We start from the raw sequence: 22,663 nt of genomic DNA on the forward strand, positions 1-22,663 counted from the left end.
CGGCCATCGACCATCCGGCCATCGGCCATCGGCCATCGGCCATCGGCCATCGGCCATCGGCCATCGGCCATCACCCCTCACTCTGTATCTTTTCAGTTACTTTCTTTCCGGCGGAAAGCATTAGCACGGTTCCAATGATCAGTAATGCGCCAACCCAATCCATTGCATGGAATGACACACCCAGCCAGGCAACAGCAACGATCGTTGCGGAAAGTGGCTCGGCGGAAGTAAGCAAACTTGCTTTTTGTCCGCCGATAATCTGCACTGCTTTCAGGTAAGTATAGAAAGGGATCAATGTGCCAAAGATGATCACGAAAATGCTGTTTGCAATCGTGTACGGATCCCAGACCCCATCGATCTTCCATGGTGGGTGAACAATTGAAATGGCGACACCTCCTATGAAAAGGCCCCAGCCGATCACGCTCAGCGCACTGTATTTGCTGATCAATGATCCGGGTAAGAGTGTATAAAACGCAAGGCTTACCGCTGACGAAATGCCAAGAATAAATGCCAGTGGCGAAATGTTCAGGTCGCGGATATTTCCATGCGTAACTAAAAAGAAAGTACCGGCTAATGCAAGACCGATCGCTCCGTATTCCGGAAGGCTTAAACGTCGCCCATGACGGACCGCAAAGTAGAGCGCGATCAGCACGGGTGCCATGAACTGAAGGATAGTCGCTGTCGCTGCATTCGAATGCTTGATCGCCGCAAAATAGGTATACTGCACGGTCAGCATTCCGAGTATTCCAAAAATAAGGATCCTCATCCGGTCTGCCTTATTCCGCCAGATCGCCCAGACATGCCGGTCTTTCTTTGCGAGTGCCACTCCTAATAATATTGAACCAGCTCCAAGCATACGTGCAGACATCAACCATTCGACACTCACTCCCCGTTGCTGAAATAAGAACTGCCCACACGTACCGGAAACACCCCATAATGTAGCCGCCACCAATGCCATTACAAAGCCTTTTTTCTGATTATTCTTCACTTTTTTGATCTTTTGCACAAAAATAAATTGCGCTCCGTGCATTTTTGCCTTAAATTAAGGGCTGTTTTGCACTTTTATTTCATTTCCATATGCAGATATTAGATCAGCTCGACCATAAGATCCTGGCCGTTTTACAGGATAATAACATGACTTCTCAGCGGGAGATCGGTGATGCGATCGGATTATCCGCACCCGCCGTTCAACGACGGATCACCCGTCTTCGCGAGATCGGTGCCATTAAAGGAGATATTTCTGTACTGAATCCTGATTATCTCGGGTCGCAGATCACGATCGTTGTACAGGTGGAAATGGAAACGGATAAGGTAGAGCTGATCGCGGAAACCAAGCGCATCTTCAAAAATACGCCGCAGGTGCAGCAATGCTATTATGTAACCGGGGAGAATGATTTTCTGCTGATCATTGTGGTTTATACAATGAAAGAATATGAAGGGCTGACGCATCAGCTGTTTTTCAACAATCCCGGGGTAAAACGGTTCAAGTCATCTATCTGCATGGACATCGTAAAAAGTGGTTTGTCTATCCGGATTCCATCCTAGAGCGTAGTGAAATTTTACTGAAGTTAAGGCCGCAGTAATTTACCGTTATGCATAGCTAAGCTATTATGTTTACGCCATTCATCCACTCAGACAACCGCCTGCAATTTCAAATGAGATCAAGCTTCGACCAATAAACCAGCGTCAGGATCTTTCAAAAGAATACCAGCAGCAGATAACACCATATTAAAGACACTCATCGCCAGCCGCGTTCCTGTATTTTAAAAAGGATTTTCATGGTATCTGGATTTTCTTTACGCAAAACAGCCCTGTATGCGTCTAACTCCGTTACTCTCTGTGATCGTAGTCTTTGTATGTCTGCTTTGTTGTTCCTGCAGTAAAGATGATGATAATAACAACGGCGGAAATTCCCGCACATTGAAATATGAGATCTCCGGCACCTTTACCGGAACAGTATATGCGTCCTATACAACTGATGTGGGAGGAACCAACAATGAAGTTGTTACACCTCCCTGGTCAAAAGAGATCACTTACAAGCCAAACGTCACTGCTGCCATTATCGCAATAACAGGCTTCGGCGGCCAGCCGGGCCAACAAGTGACCGTGGTCATAAAAAGAGGAAATACCCAGGTGTTCGCGCCCACTACGGCTACTGCGGATGCTGATGGTGGGTTTTCAAAGCCAGCTCCCGTGGTGCAGTTTTAAGGGCGGCAAACTCTGGTCGGGGATCTTTCACGGTTAACCGCTCTTCTACATATCACTGAGGGACAGGTTGCCGGCTTTACTTCCGGTAGCCTGAAATCATCGATCTGCTTCAGCAATTCCGCAGTTCACAAATGGTTCATGATCGAAAAGATCGTTTCGGTTTATCTTCGGTCATAAGCTCATTTATTATGAATACAGAGAAGAACAGCGGATCGATGCTGATCCTGGTTGCCGGGCCGTATCGTTCCGGTACGAATGACAACCCTGACCTGATCGCTGCGAATGTAAAAGCTATGACAGATATGGCACTTCAACTTTACCGGATAGGCCATATGCCTGTACTGGGTGAGTGGTTCGCTTTGCCTTTAATAGAAGCAGCGGGCTCGACAAAAACCGGTGATGACATCTTCAATGAATTATTTCATCCGGTAGCAGTTCAGCTGATCGATCATTGTGATGCCGTACTTCGTATAGGTGGCCCCTCGGCAGGCGCTGATGAAATGATCGCCACCGGCGTTAAAAAGAACAAGAAGATCTTTATGAACGTCAGTGAGATCCCAAGACCCACTCAGTAGCGCAATTCCTATTTCCATCGATATAGCGAGTTGTGTTTGAACACCCATTCGGGTGTGTGCAGGCGACTGCCAAACTCCGTGCTGTACCAGGCTGAACCGTTCTCCGGATTTTTTAAAATATGAATATCCTGTGCCGGCATATAGCTTTGAGCCAGCATAAATATTTTCTTTCCGTTTGCGGATCGTGCAACATCAGTGACGGTAACGGCGTGTCCCGGACTGCCTCCTTCCACAAATACATCACCGGGTTTGATATCATTGATATCGTTGACGCGTTGCAGATCCCTGCTGAGGGATAGTGTACCAGCGTAGCTGAACACGACCTCCAGGTACTGGTCGAAGCTTTTCCGCGAGTTGGAAGCCTCCGCTGTTTTTACTTTCTGTAAACGATGTTGACGTAACGGAAATCGGTACCCTTCCTTCCAGCTTTCATAATCGATTGTAGTGCCATCAGTGGCGTTGAAGGAGATCCTGTCGTATTGCTGCTTTGAATATTGATACTCGGCATAGAGCCGGATGACGGCATCAGCGCACTGTTGGAGATCCTTTTTTCCGACTGAAATATCCATTACAGCAAACTGTGCGTCCTGGTTTCTTTTGCGGTTTCCATTGTATAAATAAACGGTATTGTCTGGTTTCAGCTTCACGTCGCGCAGCCATTGTGCAAATGAATCAGGAGAAGCTGCCGTTCGTGTAAATCCCGCAGGCAGGGGGATCTGGCCTGTGTTGGGATAAACGTTCAGCATATCGGTATCGCTGCACTGTGTCAGTGCGAGACCGAGCAGCAAAGGTTTAAGAAAGTTGCTTCCCATAGTCAGTGTGTGTGGAGTTTAGAAGCCCGAAGAATTACTTTCCATACCGGAGCAGATCCGGATTCTCTTAAAGTAATGTTATTGCTTTTAGATACTGCGGCTGCTCTCCCTATCCTTATCATGCAAATTGATGGAGCGCAGGAGTACCGTAACAGGCGCAAAGGACTGCGAAGAGCAAAAAAGATCTTAACATCCGTTACGTTGCTCCTGCGTCAATCGAAAAAGGCTCTGAACCGGCGCATCGATCGGGAGTGATCAGAATTACTATCGGAAATGATATTGATCATCTTTTGATCATCATGATAATTGTTGCTTTGTTCAAAAGCACCGATATGTTTGGAGAAATGGACCGCGAAGAGATACAGCAGTTGATGAGTCGCCAGATACTTGGCCGTCTCGGTTGTCATGCAAACGGCCTGACATACATTGTTCCTGTGAGCTATGCTTACGACAATGGGATCGTGTACTGCCATACGCAGGAAGGCCAGAAGCTGACAATGCTGCGATTGAACCCGCGCATTTGTTTGCAGGTGGACAATACCGCGGACCTGGCGAACTGGCAAAGTGTGATCTGCTGGGGTGTGTTCGAGGAACTGAAAAAAGATGATGAACGACTGTATGCACTGACGGTTCTGAATGGGCGTTCATTTCCAATGCAGACTTCCGGTAAAATGCGGATCAATCTTGAATGGCCGTTCACTGCAAAAGAGGCTTCCGATGTGCCCGGCGTATTCTTCCGGATAGTGATCGATAAGATGACGGGAAGGTTTGAAGAAGCTGTTGGAAAACATTCGCAGATGATTTATTAGACAGTGGGGGTGTGTGCCTTGCCATCATCGTTAGGTTTAGGTCTGACTGACGCAGGAATCACGCAATAGATGCAATGTACCGCAACGGGCGCTATGACACCTTCAACCTTCGGCATTATCGGTTGTATATCGTCATCAGGTTGAGTTTGGGAAAAGCCCGATATTTTCAATGGCGTAAGGAGTGCAGCGGACACCGCACTCCTTACGCCATTGAAAATCAAGAATGCTTATTCCTGACATTAATTGCGTTTCAATTGTTCAAGGACAACTTCTCCCAGGTCCTTCGCCGATTGCGGATTCTGGCCTGTTACCACCCGCTGATCTGCTACAACATGTGATTGCCACAACCCAGATTTTTCAAAGATCGCTCCGCGCTCAATCAGTTTAGTTTCCAAAGCAAACGGAACGACTTTCTCCAGTTTAACGGCAACTTCTTCTTCATTGGTAAAAGCATTTATCTTTTTGCCATCTACAAGATATTTTCCGTTTGAAAGTTTTATGTTCACCAATCCCGCCGGTCCGTGACACACCGCACTCACTATCCCGTTGTTCTCATAGATCTTTGCGGCAATGCTTGCAAGAGCTTTGTTATCGGCAAAATCCCACATTGCACCGTGACCACCAGCGAAATGGATCGCCACATATTGGGAGGGATCTACTTCTGAAGGTTTCTTTGTGTGTTCGATCTTATAGCGATACGCTTGATCATCCCAGAATTTTTTGTTGATGGAATCTCCCAGGTTGAAACCGTCTACCGGAGCGTTACCGCCTTTCGGACTTACAAAGTCAATTTCATAACCGGCAGTTACCAGTACATCCCAGGGATGCGCGACTTCGGATAGATAGTATCCGGTGGCTTCACCGGTGTTTCCTTTTTTGTCGTGGCTTGTAACAACAAATAATATTTTCTTTTTCATCTTGTTTCCATTTTGAGCGCTTACCATGCTGGTGCTGATCAGTACCAGTACCCAGGCCATTAATATTTTCATGATCTGTTTTTATTATGTTGGTTTAGAAATTCAATTGTGAAGAGAGGATAACCTCCCGGTTTTCCAGTTCGGGAACGATTTGTTCAACGACAATTTTTTGGAAGTGGGCAGAATTGCGATGTTCATCCAGTGCTGTTTGGTCAGCATATGCTTCTGCCAGCATTACCGTATTTTCATCTGCGTTGCCCTGATAAGCGTTGTAGAACAGGTTGCCTTTTTCTTCCCGGCTTTTTAGTGCTACTTCAGCCAGCAGTGCTTTTACGGTATCGATCCTTCCCGGTTTCACTTGCCATTTGGCAAATACGTATATAGGGTTTGTATTCATGACTTTTTATTTTAGATGGTGCAAAAGCACAGAACAGACCCTTTCGGGAAAGAGTAGGCCTGTCCGGTGCTTGTTTTATGCTTTGTTTTCCAGGATTGCTACGATCTTTTCTCCAACTCCTTTTGCTGATGCAGGGTTCTGGCCGGTTACAATATTTCCATCGGCAATACTGTTAGCGGTCCAGGGAGCCGCCTCATGGAAGATGGCACCTTGTTCCGTGAGGGCAGATTGAAGGAAGAAAGGAACATCTGCTTTTGCGTAGTTGTTTTCTTCTTCATCTGTGAATGATGCAATATTTTTCCCTTTAACAAGGTATGAGCCATCACTCAGTTTTACATTGAGCAGAGATACGGGCCCGTGACAAACAGCGCCAACCACTCCGCCACGTTCGTAGGTGTCGGCGATCACTTTTTTGAGTAATGGATCTTCTGGCATATCCACCATGGGGGCAAGTCCGCCGGGAACAAATACCGCATCATAAGAATCGGTATCTGCAGTGGAAAGTTTAACGGCTTTTTGCATATCCGCCCAACCTTTCCCGGTGAGGAATGCGAGGTTCTCATGATCGTCAGCAAGATTCAGTGCGTCAAGGTAAGGAGTGTCACCACTCAGGCTTGCAAAATCGATCTGAAAGCCTGCTTTCTCGAATGCTGAATAGGGATGCGCCACTTCCGGAAGGAACGTACCGGTTCTTCGGTTATTCGGGCCGATCGAATTGGCGTTTGATACAATGATCAGGATTTTCTTTTTCATAATGTTTTATTTAAATAGATCAGGGTTATTGATTGTTTCGTGATACAAAGCTACTGTCAGTACGAAGGGGCGAAAAGGAAGGGGATCACTTTTCCGGTGTGATCCGGATCACACTTTTAGTGAATTGCTTTTAAGATGCCGCCGTCAACTCTCACGGCTGCGCCATTGGTAGCGGCTGCGAGAGGGCTTGATGTGAATACAACCGTAGCTGCAACTTCTTCCGGGGAGATAAACCGTTGCAACAGGCTGAGTGGTCTTGTTTCTGAGAAATATTGATGTTCTACTTCCTGGTTGGTGCTGTTCCTTTGTTCGGCAAGTTCTCCAATGAATCTTTCAACGCCGTCGGAGAAGGTGGGTCCGGGGAGAACCGAATTGACGGTTACGCCGGTACCTTTTGTGAGCTGCGCAAGGCCATTCGCGATGGAGAGTTGCGCGGTTTTGGACATGCCGTAATGGATCATCTCTGTTGGGATCTGGATCGCTGATTCACTGGAGATGAAGATCACCCTGCCCCAATTGTTTTCCAGCATTTCCGGCATGTAGAAGCGGGTAAGACGAACTCCGCTGATCACGTTGATATTAAAGAGCTTGAACCAGTCTTCGTCTTTGGATTCGAAAAAAGGAACGGGTTCAAAGATCCCGAGGTTATTGATCAGTATATCAACCTGCGGTAACTCTTTTATTAACTGAGTGAAGCCTTCTTCTGTAACAAGATCGGCTGTGATCCCATGAACGGAGCTGCCCGGTACGGTTGACAGAATACTGTTTACTGCGGAGGCCACTTTTTGCTTATTGCGGCCATTTATGTAAACGATCGCACCTTCCTCGGCAAAAGCTTTAGCAATGGCAAATCCGATACCGGCGGTTGATCCGGATATAAAAACGCGTTTGTTGTTAAGTTGTAAGTTCATGATCCTGTGTTTTAGTTTGTAAGTCAAAACTAGAACACAGTGAAATGGAGGGGAAGGAGGCTGGTCACAAAAAAAGTGTGATCCGGATCACACTGCTTAATTTATTGCCCGAACGAAGCAAGCTCAGGGTGGGGCGCATTAACTTTAGCGGTCTGGGAGCTCCTGCTACTTTCCTCCATTCGAATACAACCTGCTCAATGTCTCCCGGCTGACGCCAAGAAATTCCGCAATGTATTTTTTAGGGATGCGTTGCAACAGATCAGGGTATAAGCGGGAAAACTCTTCGTAGCGCTGCTGAGGAGTGCTGGAGAGCAATAGCAGTATTCTTTTTTGCAACGCGATATAGCCGTTGGTAAGTTTCACGCGGAAGAAGTGTTCCATCTTATGCAGATCTGCCGCCAGCTTTTCTCTTCCCAGAAGCGTAAGACTAAGAACTTCGCCTTCTTCGAGACATTCGATGAACATGGTGGAAGCCTGTTGTTTGAAATAGGCGGTATAATCAGACATCCACCAATTTTCACGTGCAAATTGCAGGATATGCTCCTTACCGTCATTATCTACATAAAATACTTTGTAGATACCCTGCAGTACGAGGTACTCATGTTTTATTTCGTCTCCGTCGTGGATCAGGAATTGATTTTTTCTTACCTTTTTTAGTGTAAAAAACGTCTTGATGTAATCAAATTCTTCATCACTAAGAGGAGTGACCTGCTCGATATGTGTTCTTAATTTTTCCATTTTTGAAGTAGCAACTAAAAATAGTACTTCTTTTATAAGTTAATGTAGAATCGATGGCAATTTAGTTGCCTCGTGGAGGGAGACTGGCATTGTTTTCCGCTATATACGCAGATCTCTGTCTGCTTGTGGCCAACTAATCTGCGCATCGGCGTCCTGGTCAGCACTACCTGGCGGAAATCCTACGCCGGATCTTAGGTCAATGTCTGTGGAGGTATGCGCAACAGGTCGGTTTCCCTATAGCAAATTCGCTTTAGCAGCAATTTTGATCAGCAGCGCCGTATTATTCACTCCAAACTTCATCAACAGATTTTTCCTGTGCGTATCCACTGTATGCAGGCTGATGAACAACTTTTCGGCAATTTGCGGATTGGTAGAGCCGTCGGCTATCAGCTGCAATACTTCCTTTTCGCGTGAGGTTAGAACCGGTAAATTGTTCAATTCTTTTTTTTCGGCTTCTGCCAGATGAAGATGCTGGCTCATGTAAAGGTATCCTTCATGTACACGTAGCAGCGCTTCTTCTATTTCTTCGCGCGAAGCGCTTTTTAATAAATACCCCACAGCGCCATGTTGCAGCATCTGCGAAATATAACTGCGCTCCTTGAACGTACTCATGGCGATCACTTTTACGCCCGGACATTCTGTTTTGATCTTTTCCGCCAGTTCAATTCCGCTGACCTCTGGCATGTTGATATCTGTAAGAACGATATCCGGTTGGTGCTTTTTGATCAACTCCATCGCTTCGAAAGCATTGGTGGCAAGACCGGCAAGGTCCACAAAACCGAACTGCGCTAACATTGATTGCATACCTTCCAGTACCATCGGATGGTCGTCTACGACCATTACACTGATTTTATCCTTGTTGCTGCTCATTATATTCAATTAAACATTCTATGTGTACTGATGTGCCTTTCCCCGGAGTTGACTGGATATCCAGCTGGCCATGTAAGTAATTTACCCGTGATTGTATATTCCGGATCCCGGCGGTTCTGAATTCTTCCATCGCTTTTACGGCAAACCCTTTGCCATTATCTTCCACCGTAATGGAAATAAGATTATTCTGCCGGATCACCTGTGCTACAATGATCGTTGCCTGCGCATGCTTGATCACATTGTTCAGCAACTCCTGTACGATTCTGTACAGCACTATTTCAATAGACGGCTCCATTCTTTCCTCAAGCCCGTGAAATTCTGTATGAATAGGCGAGGGCAGTGATTCGGAAAGGCCATCACAATAATCCTGCAATGCCTGTTGAAGTCCCATATTGAGTAGCGCTTCCGGCATCATGTTATGGGCAACACGGCGCATTTCACTGATCGATTCGTCCAGTTTTGTAAGGGCAAGATTGAATGACCGGCCATTTTCTTCGCTGAGGATCAGATTGCCTTTCATGGCGCCAAGTTGGAGTTTTACGCCACTTAATAAACCTCCAAGGCCGTCATGCAGGTCTTTTGCAAGACGGCTGCGCTCGTCTTCCTGTCCTTTGAGCAATGATTGGGTAGAAAGCAATTGCCTTTCTGTTTCGAGTTCGCTGATCCGTTGCTGCTGCAGCTTTTGTTTATTTCGGTGGTTACGGTATGCGAGCAGGGCTATGACGAGGATGGCGGCTACACCGCCCATCAGGATATAGTTCAGAAAATTCTTCTGCCGGATAGAAACTGTCTGCAGTTTGATCTGGTTTTCCTTCTTCTCCGTTTCATATTTTTTTTCAAGATCGGCAGCAGACTTGGCTACTTCTTCATTCAGTCCCGCCTGCTGCAGTGAATCTGCTATCCCCTGCGATTTTGCTGACGCAGGGTAATCTCCTTCCCGGGCAGTAATGTATGAAAGAAGGCGATATCCGTTCAGCAATTCATCACGTATTGAATCTTCGATCGCAATTCCAAGCGACTGATCCAGGAAACGGCGTGCTTGTTGATTATTGTTAGTATAATAGTTGGCAGCAGCAAGGCTATAATAGGCGGAAGCTTCCATTTTCCGGCTTTTTAATTCTTTGGCAAGGGCAAGTGATTTTTCTGCCATTCCCCGCATCTTTTCATATTTGCCAAGGCCGGAGTAAAAATTGGTGACGAATTTATAGATCATTCCTTCGGCAAAAACATCATTGATCTCTTTGGAAGCAGTGATCGCCTTTTTATAAAAATGATCGGCGCTGTCAATGACACCGATATGCTGGTACTCCTGTGCGAGACTTGAATAAAGGCGATTGAAATAAGGCGCTTTGGTCTGATAAAGATCCCGCAGGCGAAGACCCGTAAGTGCGGCATCAATTGCTTTGCGCGATTGACCGAGATCGGAATATGCATTGCAAAGACTGTGATAAAGCTGAACCATTTTTTCTTTATCACCGGCCTGTTCTGCTTTTGCCTGTGCCTGCAACACATAGTTAAGTTCATCCTCGTATTTTCCGAGATACTGGTTGCAGATCGCGAGCATATTCAGCATGGCGATCTCAGATCCGGTCTCTTTCAGTTTCCGGGCAATGCCTAAACCAAGCTCGCTTTCGCGCAGCGCTTTTTGGTGATCGCCATTCGTAAATGCTACAACGGCCATGCGCTCGTGATAAAGGACCTGGCCTTTCTCATAGGAAAGTTCTGTAGAAAGCTTCCTGAGCTTTTCAAGGTAGTAGACGGCCGAGTCCAGGTTACTTTTCTCATAATACCTGACCAGGGAATACATGGTCTTTACATTGTTCGTATCACGTGCCTGCTCCTGCAACCTGGCAAGCAGGCTGTCACGCTCTGTTGTTTGTGAAAACAGAATGGATGGGAAGGCCAGCAGCAGGATCAGCGTTTGGAATCCCCTGCTGCGCGGCAAATGAAGGTGGCTGCACATGCTACAAATAAACATCGATTTTGGCAATAAAACGATCCCGTCTTGGGGGGAGACTTAAAAGGAGGCGAATACCGCTTTCCGGGGATAGGCCAGGCTGGTGGAAGTTCTACATTTGAGGAACCAGGAACTAAAAACTTACATCATGAAAATCGCATCTGCCTGTCTTATGCTGCTGATATCAGCAGCCTCATTTTCCCAGGTCAAGCCGAAGGCAAAATCAAAAGAAAAAGCCCCCACCCAAAAGGACATGGATGCTGCACTAAAGGAAATGCAGGGCATGATGGACGAGATGATGAAGGAAATGAGTGATGAAGACAGAAAAATGATGGACAGCATGGGCATCAAGATGCCAAACATGAAAAATGTAAAAGTGCCCAAGGCAACAGATAAGCAATGGGCAGAGGCATTTGAAGACGATAATCGCGTGGTGCCAAAGAAAGATGATAAACGGATAGCCGCTATCCCAAAGCAGGTGACCGCAGCAAAACTCCCTGCATATATCTCCGCGATCCAAAAGAAGATGACCGGGGAGATGGACAGTAAAACAATTACCGCTGGCAATAATATCTACAAAGAAATACAGGGTAAAGCTAAATCAACCCGCCAGGCGGGAAGTATGGCAACCTCTCTGTGGATGAGTGGTCAGCCTGAAATTTCACTTTACCTGCTGGGAAAAGTTTGTGCCGCGGATGCCAGCGATGCAGATAATCTTAGCAGTTATGCTGCTGCTTTGACTATGCTTGATGGCGAACATCTGGCTATTCCGATCCTGCAAATACTTAATACAAAGTATCGTCGTAACACAACCGTGCTAAATAATCTTGGACAGGCATGGTTTGGTTTGGGCGATATCGCAAAAGCAGAGAAATACCTGGATAGTGCACTCACTATCTACCCATTTCATCCTCAGGCAAATCTTACAAAAGCATCTATCGAAGAAAGCCGTGGCAATGTAACAAAGGCAATAGAAGCGGTAAAGAAATCCATCCGCCATTCTTATACAAAGGAGAAAGAGGAAAAGTTGAACAAGCTTGGTCACAAGCTGACACGGAAAGACCTGCGGATCCCTATCAGGGCGAGTGCTGATCCTCTGGGGTTACTGAATACGCGACGTCCTGACTATCCGACATCCGTTGCACAAATGGATGTCCTGGGGCCGGCCTGGGAGGAATTTAATGCCGCTTGTGATAATAAGATCCTGCAGATCCGGAAAGAGATCAATGAGGTCGGGGCCCAATATACAGCCTCTGCTGCTGCGATGGCGAAAGACGTTATTGCAACCGCAGAACAGGGAGGTGCGTACACATTTTCGCAGCCACCGTTCTTGAAAAAAGCCACCATCAACCTGGCAGAATGCAAATCGTTCTACGAACAGAAATTCAAGAAGGAAACAGACCGGTTTATGGCGTTCCGGAACGACCTGGATGCTATAGAAAAAAGATATAGGCCGGCTCCGCCCGAAGCGAGTTGTTCGCAACGCAGGGACGCGATCAATGCACTTATCAAAGCATCGAACGAACGAAAGAAGAAATATGACGAGGAGACACTACCCCTTTATCGTCATTTTTACAATGACATGGCTTATTGGTCCCAATATACCAGCACCAGCCCAACTGAATTCAAACTGATCGTACTTAATTTTCAACTTGGCTGGCTGCAGAAAGTGCGCGAGCTGCAACCTGTTAATCTGTGGGGTCACAAAGGACAGTTCAGGGATTGTGTGGATAAAGAAGATGGCAAACCGGGCAAGCTTGCCGATTTCGATGATGTTGCCTGTAACTACAAAGCAACAATCGACTATGGCATTGCCGTTCAGGAGATCAGCTGCAGCCGTACCAATACCACTTATTTTTTCGGTACACATTCTTACACTACGAAAGAGCTTGGGGAGAAATACATCGGTGCAACAGTAAAGGTAAAACCGCGCCTTAGTGCAGGAGCGGATTCCGGCCCGCTGAGTATTGAAGCTTTTGTTGGCGCGGACTTCACCATTGATCTGGATGAAAATAACAAAGTAAAAGACTGGGGCGGTACCGTAGGTGGGGGAATCGAGACCTCTGCCGGAGGCAACGTCGGACCAGTGAAAGTGCAGGGTACAGTCACTACAGAGATTGAAGTAGAAATCGGACCAAAGGGAATAGGCGACGTAAATATGATAGGCACGGCGGAAATGACAGCCGGCGCCCTCGGCCAGAAAGTGGCGGTTGGCGTACAGGATAAGGTGAGCCTGATCTCTGGCCATGGATCTGTTACAGGAACAGGTATTATGAAAGGCACTGTTTTAAGTGAATGGTGATTTGTTAAGTATATTGAATAGCAGGAGATAAAATTCAAACTGATAAAACAGCCATGCTGGCCAGGCATCAAACAATGAAAAATACATTCCTCGTATTGCTTTATGTGCTGACGACCTTGTCATCCTATTCGCAAAAAGGGACTTATGATATGGTTGATTATACACTTCCGGCAGTGGGCAGCTGGACAAAAGATGAGAAGAACAGTTTTGTGACCTTTACGCATATTAATGCTCAGAACAACTGGTGCCAGATCATTATTTACAAAGCGACAGCTTCGGCCGGTACTATCGATGCAGACTTTAACGCCGAATGGAATGACCTGACGGCGAAGGACCTTTCGATCACTTCAGGCCCAAAGAGATCTCCGGTAAAGAAAACAGGACAATGGACTTCGGTGATTGCGGATGGGAAGGCGGTGTTCGACGGTCTGGATATGTTTATCCGTCATCAGGTGGTCACGGGCTTTGGTAACCGTGTCAGTATAATCGGCAAAACGAACAGTTCAAAGTTTCTCAGTGTTATCGGACAGGTTAACAATTCTGTTCGTCTCAGAAATCCATCGGCTGCTTCTACAGCTGCTGGCGTAAATGGGAACAGGTCGCCGGTAAAAGAACCTCTCACGAACGCAACAGGCAAAGAAGCCTCAGTCAAATTTCAGTTTGAAAATACTAACTGGGATGATGGATGGATCACCACTTCATCGGAAAATTGGGCTGCTGTGACGAAGGGAAACATCCGGGCGTTGATCCACTATCCAAACAAACAAGCGGATGCTTATCATTCTGTATTGAAGCAAGGTCTGCAAAACGCCTGGGATCTCCTGGTTGCTCCCCGTTATTCCAATATCAGGAATTATGAATTGAAGCCTGTTCAGAGTTTTGAGTCCATTGCTTTTGCAGAAGCAGATGCAACGGAGAAACTGACAGGCAGTCAGGTGCATATTGTTCTGTTCAAAAAACATTTCTCAAACGGAAATGGCCGGTATATCGAGTTTATCACAACAGATAAGCGTGCTTATGAGCAGGAGTTTGGCGCTTATCATAACGATGAATTTGGTTGGGATAAAGTTTCGAACATGCAGAATCGTAACCGGTTTGCAGTCGCGGCAACGGACCTTGCCGGTAAATGGTCTGGCAGCGATTATGCATCACTCTCTTACTATTATGTAAATAGTGGAGGGTTTGCAGGAGCAACCGCGACATCCATTTCAAATGAGTTTACGTTCTTTAATACCGGAAAATATGAAAGCGATCATGCCGGCGCATCGGGTGTTGTAGGTAATCAAAAGTTCGCGCGACAGGTATATAAGGGAGATTTTACGGTAAATAATTGGGATATGGAATTAAAGAACCGTTTCGAAGGAGCGTCAGAGAAGTACAGTTGTTATTTTGAAGCAGTCAAAGGAGGCCGGATCCTGATAATGATTGATCGCCAGGGATCGGTTTTATCACTTGTGCGTCAGAATAAATAAGTGGCCGGAGGGCTTAGAACTGCCCGTCATATCTACCCGATTTGATTCCAATGTCATTTAGTTAAGGATTTTTCCGAAAGTTCATTCGATGGCCGATGGCCGATGGCCATCGAGCTAATCTAGGACGATCTCTTAACTAAACGACAGTGGATTTGATTCCCTGATTGATTTTACATTATCAGCAAACTTCGTTTGACACGGTGATTCCGTATAGTTAGCTTCATGCATTCTTTGACCTGCAGAATGCATGAAGCCAAACAGCTACCGATACAGCGTATACATAAGGGGAAAATAGATCTTCGGTGATCATGAACCGGTTATCGGATGGCACACCTTAGTGCATTAAATTGAGTGACCACATGGTCTCTGCCTACAACCGCAAAGACCTTTTCTCCTTTATTTACGAATATTGACAGCTGCTGATACATATAAATATCACGAAAGGCAGACGACAGCCTGTTTACTTTATTGGTGAAAAGCCCGCCGGTCTCTGCCGGATCCTTTGCAGGATCAAACCATGCTTGTGGCGCCTGCCACCATTCCGGCCCATTGGGCCAATAATGCTTATATAGTTTTTCAAGATCAGGAATTGATCGGATCAGCATTGAGTCGCCGGCTATCGCCTGCATTTTTTTGATCATCTCCGTTACCGCTTTATCTATTTGTTCAGGGTTGTAATGCTTTCGTGTTCTGAGTCGCATGGCTTCGCCAAGGAGGAAGAAAAGCTCCACTTGCTGTTGTTCCATTTGAGTGGTCAGGTATTTAAAAAGTGCTGTCGGCGGAGGCTCAAGAGTCATAGCTTTTATGCCGGCACTTTTTGCGAGAAACCGCACATAACCGGATTCGCCAAACTCCCTGATCGTAGCTGTGTCTGAATCCGCGATCCCGCGATCGGGGCCTTCGAAAAAAGCTATCGTTGGAGTGAAAGAGTTCCAGGCTTTCTGTATTTCTGAAAATTGGGCGTCTTTTGTTTCGTTAAGATGCACTGCTCCAAAATAGTAAAGCTTTCCACCGCTCGCTGAACTCAATTGCAACTTATGTTGCGTAGCGTCGCGGTTGCCGTAATTAAAGTTTAAGTTTGTCTGACAACTATCCTGGCAAAAGCAGGCAGAAGAAAGGAATAGCACAAGCGCGCAAGACACTGCGGCCAAATGATTGGTCATATCAAATTGTTTAGAAGTTAATAAAGCATACAGTGTGCTTCCCGGAAAATTCGGGCTTGCTTGTGTGGCGGATGAAGGGTGAGACGCAGGAGGCAACGGAATGTTGCAGCGCTGGAAAATATTTTATAAAGATTTTATTGTAGCGACATAAAATTTTCGAAGAATAGGCGGCTTCCCTTAAAAATTTGTTTCAAATCAATGTTGCCGTAACAATCTGTTAACAGGTAAACCTCACCTTTGCTGCATGCATTATTTAGCAGATCAGCGCGGCCAGGCCGTAGGACTTCTTTATCAGAATATTTTGCTGGACACTTATGGCACGGTCGTGCTCGGTGTTATTCTTGGAAATTGTGTGTTTGACGGACGGGGAGCCGCGCGTGCAAAATATTTTCGCCACACTCTTTTCGATATGGAAGGGAGTATACTGGCGAAGGAGAACGGATTTGTACAACATGTTAAGCTCGATACGACAGCAGTCATGCAGACTGCCTGGGAAATTATTCAGACCATCACTGATCATCAATGCCCAATGATCGATCCTTCAGAAAACTGGTCATCAGTGCCGGTACTCGAACATTTCGCTGGCAAGCCGGTTTTGGAAGCAGAAATGGCCTGATCTGCGAACACAGACCGACCCGCTTGATCTGGTTTGTTATGCACGGAGCACAAAAAGATAAATGAACGGAAAGTGCCGGGGCGCCGGCCAGGTTGGTCGTCACATGATCTTTTTTATCAGGTTTTCGAACGATCATTTCGTACCATTTTTCCGAAAGATTTAATATAGCGGTAGTGCAACGATGATTGCGTTGAGAAGATCATACTTCCAAAATAATAGCTATGCGTTTTTTATTTGTATTACTTGCTATCGCTGCCGTGCTTCCTTTTTGCACGAAAAAGAAAACCAGTGAATCCGTTTATATCGGTACCTGGGAATTGAAAACCTCTGACGGTATGTCCGGACATGTTGAGTATGAGCCAGGCAATGGGTTTAAAATGACGATCACAGAAGATTCCTTATATGAATATGGCAATGGTTCGTTACAATACACACGGGCCTTTGGGTTGGTAAAGGATACGCTCAGAGGTTATGGAACTGATCGTCTGGCGGATAAACTTTCTCCCGATATCGTTAGCGGGTTTGCTACTTTTTTTGAACTCAAAGGAAATACATTGATCCGCTATGCGGGAATCCCTGCGCTGGATGGAGGGAGCAGTACGTATGTCAGGATCAAGTAATGACGTATATTTTTGACTTGTTCTTATTAATTAATGCAGCTGCAAAACAGCGCAACTTTACAGCTGCATTAATGTGTTGATGAGTAAGCGCTATTTTAATCAAACATCTTCGCTACATCGAAGCTCAATCCAACCGAGGCATTAAAACCCCGTGCTCTTATCCTGTTATAGTCTGTCACCGGTTGTGTGTTAAATGTGGTGCTTGCTTCAACAGACATCCATCTTGCGCCGGGAACAGCGCATTGCTGCATTATGGAATATCGATTCTGGAAAAATAACCCAGAGATCCCGGTTGAGTTTTCATCTGTTGTATCCATCGTCAGAAAGGGATCTACGGGTCTGTTCCGGCTTTTTCCTGGCAATTGAGCCAAACTTGTATCGGCCCCGTATGCATTACTGATTACCGCGGCTTTAGTGTAATTTTGCCTGAAATTCCTGATTTTGAGTGTTCCCGTGTTTTTGATCACCCCGCCTTTTACGCAGCTTAATACTCCGTACCCGGCTACCGCCTACCTGAAAGGTTTTCTGAACACGAAAAGCATTCCCTCTTTTCAAAGCGACCTGGGCATCGAAGTTACGCTGGCACTTTTTTGTCATGAAGGCTTGCAGGAATTGTTTAAGCGCATCAACGGGCAGGAAAAGCCGCTGTCCGAAAACGCTGCCCGCATGGTGGCATTACAGGAAGATTATATCTATACGATCAATGATGTGATCCTATTTCTGCAGGGACATAATCCAACACTCGCGCATCGGATCTGCAAACGCGATTTCCTGCCTGAAGCAAGCCGCTTCGGTCAACTGGAAGATCTCGACTGGGCTTTCGGCTCTATGGGTACGCAGGATAAGGCCAAACATCTGGCGACAATGTATCTCGAGGATCTTTCCGATCTGATCACCGAATGCATTGATGAACATTTTGGTTTCAGCCGCTATGCAGAAAAATTGGGTAGAGCCGCGAATAGTTTTGATGAACTCTATGGGGCGCTGCAAAAGGAATACACCTTTATTGACGAGCTACTGATCAGATTACTCAAAGAACATATGGAACGGTTGCAGCCAAAATTGGTCGCTATATCAGTTCCCTTTCCCGGTAATCTGTATACGTCTTTACGTTGCGGTCAGTGGGTTAAACAAAATTATCCCGATACAAAAGTGGCGATGGGCGGCGGCTTCGCTAATACGGAATTACGTTCTCTCAGTGATCCGAGAGTATTTGAATTCTATGACTATATCACGCTGGATGATGGGGAAGCTCCCCTCGAACAATTGGTGCAATTGGTAGAAGGCCATCGATCAACCGAAGACCTGAAACGAACATTCACTTTGCAGGACGGACATGTGCAATACATCAACAATAAAAGCTGCTCCGATTATAAACAGGCGCAGGTGGGCACTCCCGATTACAGCGATTTTCTTTTGGATAAATACATCTCTGCGATTGAAGTGGTTAATCCCATGCATCGCATGTGGAGTGATGGCCGGTGGAATAAGCTGACCATGGCTCATGGATGCTATTGGGGTAAATGTACTTTCTGCGATATCTCACTTGATTACATCAAACTCTATGAACCGATCGCGGCTTCATTGCTGGCAGACCGGATGGAAGAGATGATGAAACAGACTGGCCAGAACGGTTTTCATTTCGTTGATGAAGCCGCACCTCCAGCATTGATGCGTGCGTTGGCACTGGAGATCATCAGGCGTAAGCTAACCGTAAGCTGGTGGGCAAATGTGCGTTTTGAAAAAAGCTTTACGCGGGATCTTTGCATATTGCTCATGCGATCTGGTTGCATCGCGATCTCCGGCGGGCTTGAAGTAGCAAGTGATCGTTTGCTGGGATTGATCAATAAAGGGATCACCGTTGCGCAGGTGGCGCAGGTAAACCGCAACTTCACAGAAGCCGGTATTATGGTGCATGCATACCTGATGTATGGATTTCCTACTCAGACTGACCAGGAAACGATCGATTCATTGGAAATGGTCAGGCAGATGTTTGCCGCCGGTGTTTTGCAATCCGCCTTCTGGCATCTGTTTACAATGACTGTTCATAGCCCGGTTGGTATGCAGCCTGAGAAGTTCCAGGTAAAACGCGAGTCATCACTTGTCGGCACATTCGCTAATAATGATCTTGAACATATCGATGAAGCAGGTGCGGATCATGAAACATTTTCGTTTGCGTTAAAGAAATCGTTGTTGAACTACATGCACGGAATTGGATTGAATGATCCTTTGCAGAAATGGTTCGATTTCAAAGTGCCGAAGACAACGGTTGCGCCTGACTTTATACAGAAAACTCTTGAGGAAGATCTGTATGTAGCAGCTAAACCGACCACCCGGATCGTATATCTTGGAAAACCTCCCGTTGTTGAGCATTTTACTAAGAGTAAAAAGGGAAATACCTGGGAGATGACTTCACTTGTTTTCCAGGACAAGCGTGCAAAGCATAGCATTAGTGTGAGCCGCGAGCAGGGAGATTGGTTAGCACAGGTGCTGAAAGAGGTGTCTATTGCGAATCCGAAAACGCTTACTTTACAGGATGTGATGGATAGTTATAACGCAGCAGGTCTGGAAGATTTTGAATTGTTCTGGGATAATAAACCGGTGAATACCCTACATAAAGTTGGATTGCTCAAGCTGTAGCTCTCCGGATATATCTTTAGTTAAAGCACTGGCTGACCTATAAGGGTTGATTAATTTCTTTCTTACATTTTCTGCAGAGAGATTTAATGATTTTGCGGAGAGGCTTTCTTCCTGTCAAGTTTTGTCATGGCGATCTTCATAAGCTGTTCTGCATCTTTTACGGATCGCGCGATCAGTAAAATAAATTCAGTGTTCATCTTTTTCCCTGCTGATGTTTTGTAAAACTTCCGGAGCTGACCGATTTCTTTCTCTGTGTAAGATTCCCTGTACATGTTCACAAGACAATTCTCTAATAGGCGACCGGTTTCTCCTGTATTCATTTCTTCTAATAGCCTATCATAATATTCGTGCGGGCGCGATTTGTCTTTTTCCTGTTCCTCTTTTATTTTGATCTGAATGACGAGCTCTATGTTGAGTCCACTTTTTTCTTCGCGCAGTTTTTTGATCTTCCGTGTGAAGGCGTCATTGGGAGGAGGGATTGTATCTGTTTTGAGCATATCGCCGGACTCCATTGCTTTGAGGCGTTGCAGAAACGCAGTGTCAATCTGTGAAAAGGCAGTTACAGGAAGAATGAACAAAAGGAGGAAAACGACTTTTCTCATATGATTTATTTCTATGAAAATACCCCTTTAGAAATAAAAAGGCTATTCTAGAACAGGGTTCCAGTTTCCAGCGAAGGCTTTCCGTGGAACAGGTTGATCTTCCCATATACTCCATCGTAGCCAGCTTTTCTGATCACTTCACCGGCGCGCATTCGGCGAATAGCTTCTGCCAGCAACGGATTATAACGATGAATATCGCCTACTGGCACTATTTGTAACAGGTCGAACTCGTTCCCAAAACTCCCCACAGTGTCAGCATAAGCTTTCATCACTTTTTTAGAGTCGACACCAGTGCCATGTATTTCCGAGAGAATTTCTGCCAGTGGAATTATGTATTGAAAAGACGGAGCTTTTTCAGGTTGTAAAGGTTGTTTCCGGTCAGCCAGTTTTTCGATCCGCTGCATCACGCCAACGGTGACCGGTTTCCCGCATTTCGGACAGTGGTTATCGAGGGCCATTGATTCTTCGGGAGAAAGACAGACGCCACAGTTCCGGTGACCATCCCAGGAGTACTTTCCTTCTTCCGGGAAGAATTCATAGGTGCCCAGAAAGCCATCCCGATGCCGGATCGCCTCGAACATTGTCTCATAAGAGACTTTTGTTTCAAACAGATTTGCTTCGCGACCGAGTTTCTGTGCAGAGTGCGCGTCGGAGCTGGAAAGCATGGTCAGGCGGTCGAGCTGGCTCCAGCGCCAGTTCATTGCCGGATCCGAAGAAAGGCCTGTTTCAATGGCAAAGATATAGGACGACAGGTCGCGGAAGCATTCATCAATACTGTCATAGCCGCCTTTAGAACCCAGTGTGGAGAACCAGGGCGTCCAGGCGTGAGCGGGAACGAGATGGGCATTACCGCCGGGAGTTTCGAGTACGATCTCCAGCAGATCACGAGAAGACAGGGAAAGAGTTGGCCGGCCGTCTGCTGAGAGGTCTCCATAACGCGAGAGCCGCTTGCTGATCCACACTGCCGAAGAAAAATCCGGTACATAGATCAGATTGTGGTTTTTTCTAGTCTTGCCACCATAGCTGTAGACTGACGAGACTTCTGTCGAAAGCATGAACCGGACATCCAGCTGTTTTACTTTCGAAGGCGTCAGCCAGGGCTGATCAGGATTTTCCGGCAGGCCGGGTGCTGGGTTTCCTCCAGGTGTATACTTCATCCTGAAAAGGCCCTGTCCGTCCGGCACCAGCTTATCCTGCAATTCCTGCAGCCATGCAGGGTGCGTGAAATCCCCCGAGCTGATCACCGTAATTCCTTTGATCAATGCCCATTGATAGAGGGTTTCCACCGTGAGAAATTTCGAGCAAGCCTGTGCGTAGCGGGAATGGGTATGGAGATCTGCGATAAACAAGTGTTATAAGAATTTTAGTCTGCAAAATTACACGCTCAATTCTAACCCTACGAATTACATAAAACCAGAACATAATGAGATCTCCTCCCTTTTTCGCTCTTTCTTCCAGCTTTTTCCGCTTAGCCTAAAATAATTGTTCAAATAATTTGAACAATTGCTTTTTCCGAAAACTTCTTTTCCCTATTTTTGCTGCCCCGAAAGGGGAGGTAGCGGTGAAAGCTGCGGCCTGTTAAACATAATCCTCCTTAGCTCAGTTGGTTAGAGCATCTGACTGTTAATCAGAGGGTCGCTGGTTCAAGTCCAGCAGGGGGAGCTTCCAAGTACAAAAGTCTTTTTTCGGAAAGACTTTTTTACTTTTAGTAGACATGCTCTTTAGCCCACGAACGCTTGAGTGCCACTCAGGAAATTAATGTAGTGAGAACGGGGCATTTTTATTTGAAAAGATTGTCATTTACTTCAAAGTCTCTCGGCCTAAAATTCCAATGCCTGTAGGGATGCGACCAACGGTCTTCCAGCGAAGTGATTCCCGTACTGCTTCCAATGTTAAAATTTTGCCTTAGCTCAAAGATTTTTGAATGGATGAACTTGTACAGTTTCTCTTTCGCAATTGTCCTTTTTCCTCTTCTTTTCTTTCCTTCAGGAATTAGCTTGTGTTTATTGTTCAACCTAAAGCAGATACTTCCAGGAACTACATCGAGCATCTGTAATAATAGATGTTTTTTTGAATCGATTTCTGCAATGTCTTGTTTCGGGTCAAGTTGAAAAGTTGGGGATGGTCTGCAAAATGGCTTGGGTTGAAATGTTCGGATGAGCATCGCTCGCATAAACTTCTGGCGGCCTTTCCACCGTAGCGAAGCGGAGAAGCGAACCCAGGTCAGTCGCTCAAAAGATTTATCGCCCTCAGCGTGTCAGCTTGTCACCATTTTTCACTGCCTAAGATCCCGTCAAACTT

The 22,663-nt window shown here is 46.1% G+C and carries 22 protein-coding genes and 1 tRNA gene; 10 read left to right on the forward strand and 13 right to left on the reverse strand.

The genetic code is table 11. From position 1 onward, the window contains the following. Positions 1–70: 70 nt before the first annotated feature. Positions 71–1,006, reverse strand: coding sequence for a DMT family transporter (locus tag LZZ85_RS16990; protein ID WP_237874534.1), 936 nt, complete (start codon positions 1,004–1,006; stop codon positions 71–73). 71 nt (positions 1,007–1,077) lie between these two features. Between LZZ85_RS16990 and LZZ85_RS16995 the strand changes: the two genes are divergently transcribed. The 3 genes from LZZ85_RS16995 (at position 1,078) to LZZ85_RS17005 (ending at position 2,783) form a co-directional block, all read left to right on the forward strand. After that, positions 1,078–1,545, forward strand: a complete 468-nt coding sequence (locus LZZ85_RS16995) for an Lrp/AsnC family transcriptional regulator (protein WP_237874535.1) — start codon at positions 1,078–1,080, stop codon at positions 1,543–1,545. 270 nt (positions 1,546–1,815) lie between these two features. Then, the gene (locus tag LZZ85_RS17000) at positions 1,816–2,208 is read left to right on the forward strand and encodes a hypothetical protein (RefSeq protein WP_237874536.1); all 393 of its coding nucleotides are present in this window, start codon (positions 1,816–1,818) and stop codon (positions 2,206–2,208) included. Between the two features lie 188 nt (positions 2,209–2,396). After that, positions 2,397–2,783 (forward strand): hypothetical protein, encoded by a 387-nt coding sequence (locus tag LZZ85_RS17005; protein WP_237874537.1) that lies wholly within the window; start codon positions 2,397–2,399, stop codon positions 2,781–2,783. Positions 2,784–2,791: 8 nt separating this feature from the next. Here the strand turns inward: LZZ85_RS17005 and LZZ85_RS17010 are convergent, their stop codons facing one another. Then, positions 2,792–3,595, reverse strand: coding sequence for a DUF4846 domain-containing protein (locus tag LZZ85_RS17010; protein ID WP_237874538.1), 804 nt, complete (start codon positions 3,593–3,595; stop codon positions 2,792–2,794). Positions 3,596–3,846: 251 nt separating this feature from the next. Here LZZ85_RS17010 and LZZ85_RS17015 point away from each other — a divergent pair, with 251 nt between their 5' ends. Next, on the forward strand, positions 3,847–4,404 hold the full coding sequence (locus LZZ85_RS17015) for a pyridoxamine 5'-phosphate oxidase family protein (RefSeq protein ID WP_237874539.1): 558 nt from the start codon (positions 3,847–3,849) through the stop codon (positions 4,402–4,404). Between the two features lie 239 nt (positions 4,405–4,643). On the opposite strand, the gene LZZ85_RS17020 is transcribed toward LZZ85_RS17015, so the two are convergent. From LZZ85_RS17020 to LZZ85_RS17050, 7 genes are all read right to left on the reverse strand, one after another. Further along, a complete protein-coding gene (locus LZZ85_RS17020) occupies positions 4,644–5,393 on the reverse strand; it encodes a type 1 glutamine amidotransferase domain-containing protein (RefSeq protein ID WP_237874540.1) in 750 nt (249 codons plus the stop codon). Between the two features lie 22 nt (positions 5,394–5,415). Further along, positions 5,416–5,718, reverse strand: coding sequence for a putative quinol monooxygenase (locus tag LZZ85_RS17025; protein WP_237874541.1), 303 nt, complete (start codon positions 5,716–5,718; stop codon positions 5,416–5,418). 75 nt (positions 5,719–5,793) lie between these two features. Further along, positions 5,794–6,471, reverse strand: coding sequence for a type 1 glutamine amidotransferase domain-containing protein (locus LZZ85_RS17030; RefSeq protein ID WP_237874542.1), 678 nt, complete (start codon positions 6,469–6,471; stop codon positions 5,794–5,796). 116 nt (positions 6,472–6,587) lie between these two features. Then, positions 6,588–7,382, reverse strand: coding sequence for an SDR family NAD(P)-dependent oxidoreductase (locus LZZ85_RS17035; protein ID WP_237874543.1), 795 nt, complete (start codon positions 7,380–7,382; stop codon positions 6,588–6,590). A 165-nt stretch (positions 7,383–7,547) separates the two neighbouring features. After that, the gene (locus LZZ85_RS17040; RefSeq protein WP_237874544.1) at positions 7,548–8,120 is read right to left on the reverse strand and encodes a Crp/Fnr family transcriptional regulator; all 573 of its coding nucleotides are present in this window, start codon (positions 8,118–8,120) and stop codon (positions 7,548–7,550) included. A gap of 234 nt (positions 8,121–8,354) precedes the next feature. After that, positions 8,355–8,990, reverse strand: a complete 636-nt coding sequence (locus LZZ85_RS17045) for a response regulator transcription factor (protein ID WP_237874545.1) — start codon at positions 8,988–8,990, stop codon at positions 8,355–8,357. Then, the gene (locus LZZ85_RS17050) at positions 8,971–10,953 is read right to left on the reverse strand and encodes a tetratricopeptide repeat-containing sensor histidine kinase (RefSeq protein WP_237874546.1); all 1,983 of its coding nucleotides are present in this window, start codon (positions 10,951–10,953) and stop codon (positions 8,971–8,973) included. The genes LZZ85_RS17045 and LZZ85_RS17050 overlap by 20 nt, the downstream gene beginning before the upstream one ends. 142 nt (positions 10,954–11,095) lie before the next feature. On the opposite strand from LZZ85_RS17050, the gene LZZ85_RS17055 reads away from it, so the two are divergent. Further along, positions 11,096–13,249, forward strand: coding sequence for a tetratricopeptide repeat protein (locus LZZ85_RS17055; protein WP_237874547.1), 2,154 nt, complete (start codon positions 11,096–11,098; stop codon positions 13,247–13,249). 74 nt (positions 13,250–13,323) lie between these two features. Next, positions 13,324–14,721 carry a hypothetical protein gene (locus tag LZZ85_RS17060; protein ID WP_237874548.1) on the forward strand — a complete coding sequence of 466 codons (1,398 nt, stop codon included), beginning with the start codon at positions 13,324–13,326 and terminating at the stop codon, positions 14,719–14,721. A 317-nt stretch (positions 14,722–15,038) separates the two neighbouring features. Here the strand turns inward: LZZ85_RS17060 and LZZ85_RS17065 are convergent, their stop codons facing one another. Further along, positions 15,039–15,884 (reverse strand): hypothetical protein, encoded by an 846-nt coding sequence (locus LZZ85_RS17065; protein ID WP_237874549.1) that lies wholly within the window; start codon positions 15,882–15,884, stop codon positions 15,039–15,041. 244 nt (positions 15,885–16,128) lie between these two features. Here LZZ85_RS17065 and LZZ85_RS17070 point away from each other — a divergent pair, with 244 nt between their 5' ends. Then, the gene (locus LZZ85_RS17070; RefSeq protein WP_237874550.1) at positions 16,129–16,500 is read left to right on the forward strand and encodes a hypothetical protein; all 372 of its coding nucleotides are present in this window, start codon (positions 16,129–16,131) and stop codon (positions 16,498–16,500) included. A 221-nt stretch (positions 16,501–16,721) separates the two neighbouring features. Next, on the forward strand, positions 16,722–17,120 hold the full coding sequence (locus tag LZZ85_RS17075; protein ID WP_237874551.1) for a hypothetical protein: 399 nt from the start codon (positions 16,722–16,724) through the stop codon (positions 17,118–17,120). Positions 17,121–17,215: 95 nt separating this feature from the next. Here LZZ85_RS17075 and LZZ85_RS17080 read toward each other — a convergent pair whose 3' ends face one another. After that, positions 17,216–17,437: a hypothetical protein gene (locus tag LZZ85_RS17080; protein ID WP_237874552.1), complete on the reverse strand. Its 222-nt coding sequence runs from the start codon at positions 17,435–17,437 to the stop codon at positions 17,216–17,218. 124 nt (positions 17,438–17,561) lie between these two features. Here LZZ85_RS17080 and LZZ85_RS17085 point away from each other — a divergent pair, with 124 nt between their 5' ends. Continuing rightward, entirely contained in the window at positions 17,562–19,760 is a 2,199-nt protein-coding gene (locus LZZ85_RS17085) for a B12-binding domain-containing radical SAM protein (protein ID WP_237874553.1), read from the forward strand. 83 nt (positions 19,761–19,843) lie between these two features. Here the strand turns inward: LZZ85_RS17085 and LZZ85_RS17090 are convergent, their stop codons facing one another. Both LZZ85_RS17090 and LZZ85_RS17095 read right to left on the reverse strand, forming a co-directional pair. Then, positions 19,844–20,362 (reverse strand): DUF2059 domain-containing protein, encoded by a 519-nt coding sequence (locus tag LZZ85_RS17090; protein WP_237874554.1) that lies wholly within the window; start codon positions 20,360–20,362, stop codon positions 19,844–19,846. Between the two features lie 47 nt (positions 20,363–20,409). Next, entirely contained in the window at positions 20,410–21,711 is a 1,302-nt protein-coding gene (locus LZZ85_RS17095) for an endonuclease Q family protein (RefSeq protein ID WP_237874555.1), read from the reverse strand. A gap of 239 nt (positions 21,712–21,950) precedes the next feature. On the opposite strand from LZZ85_RS17095, the gene LZZ85_RS17100 reads away from it, so the two are divergent. Next, positions 21,951–22,024, forward strand: a tRNA-Asn gene (locus LZZ85_RS17100). Positions 22,025–22,663 lie beyond the last annotated feature (639 nt).

Source organism: Terrimonas ginsenosidimutans, assembly GCF_022012415.1.
Lineage (GTDB): Bacteria > Bacteroidota > Bacteroidia > Chitinophagales > Chitinophagaceae > Terrimonas_A > Terrimonas_A ginsenosidimutans.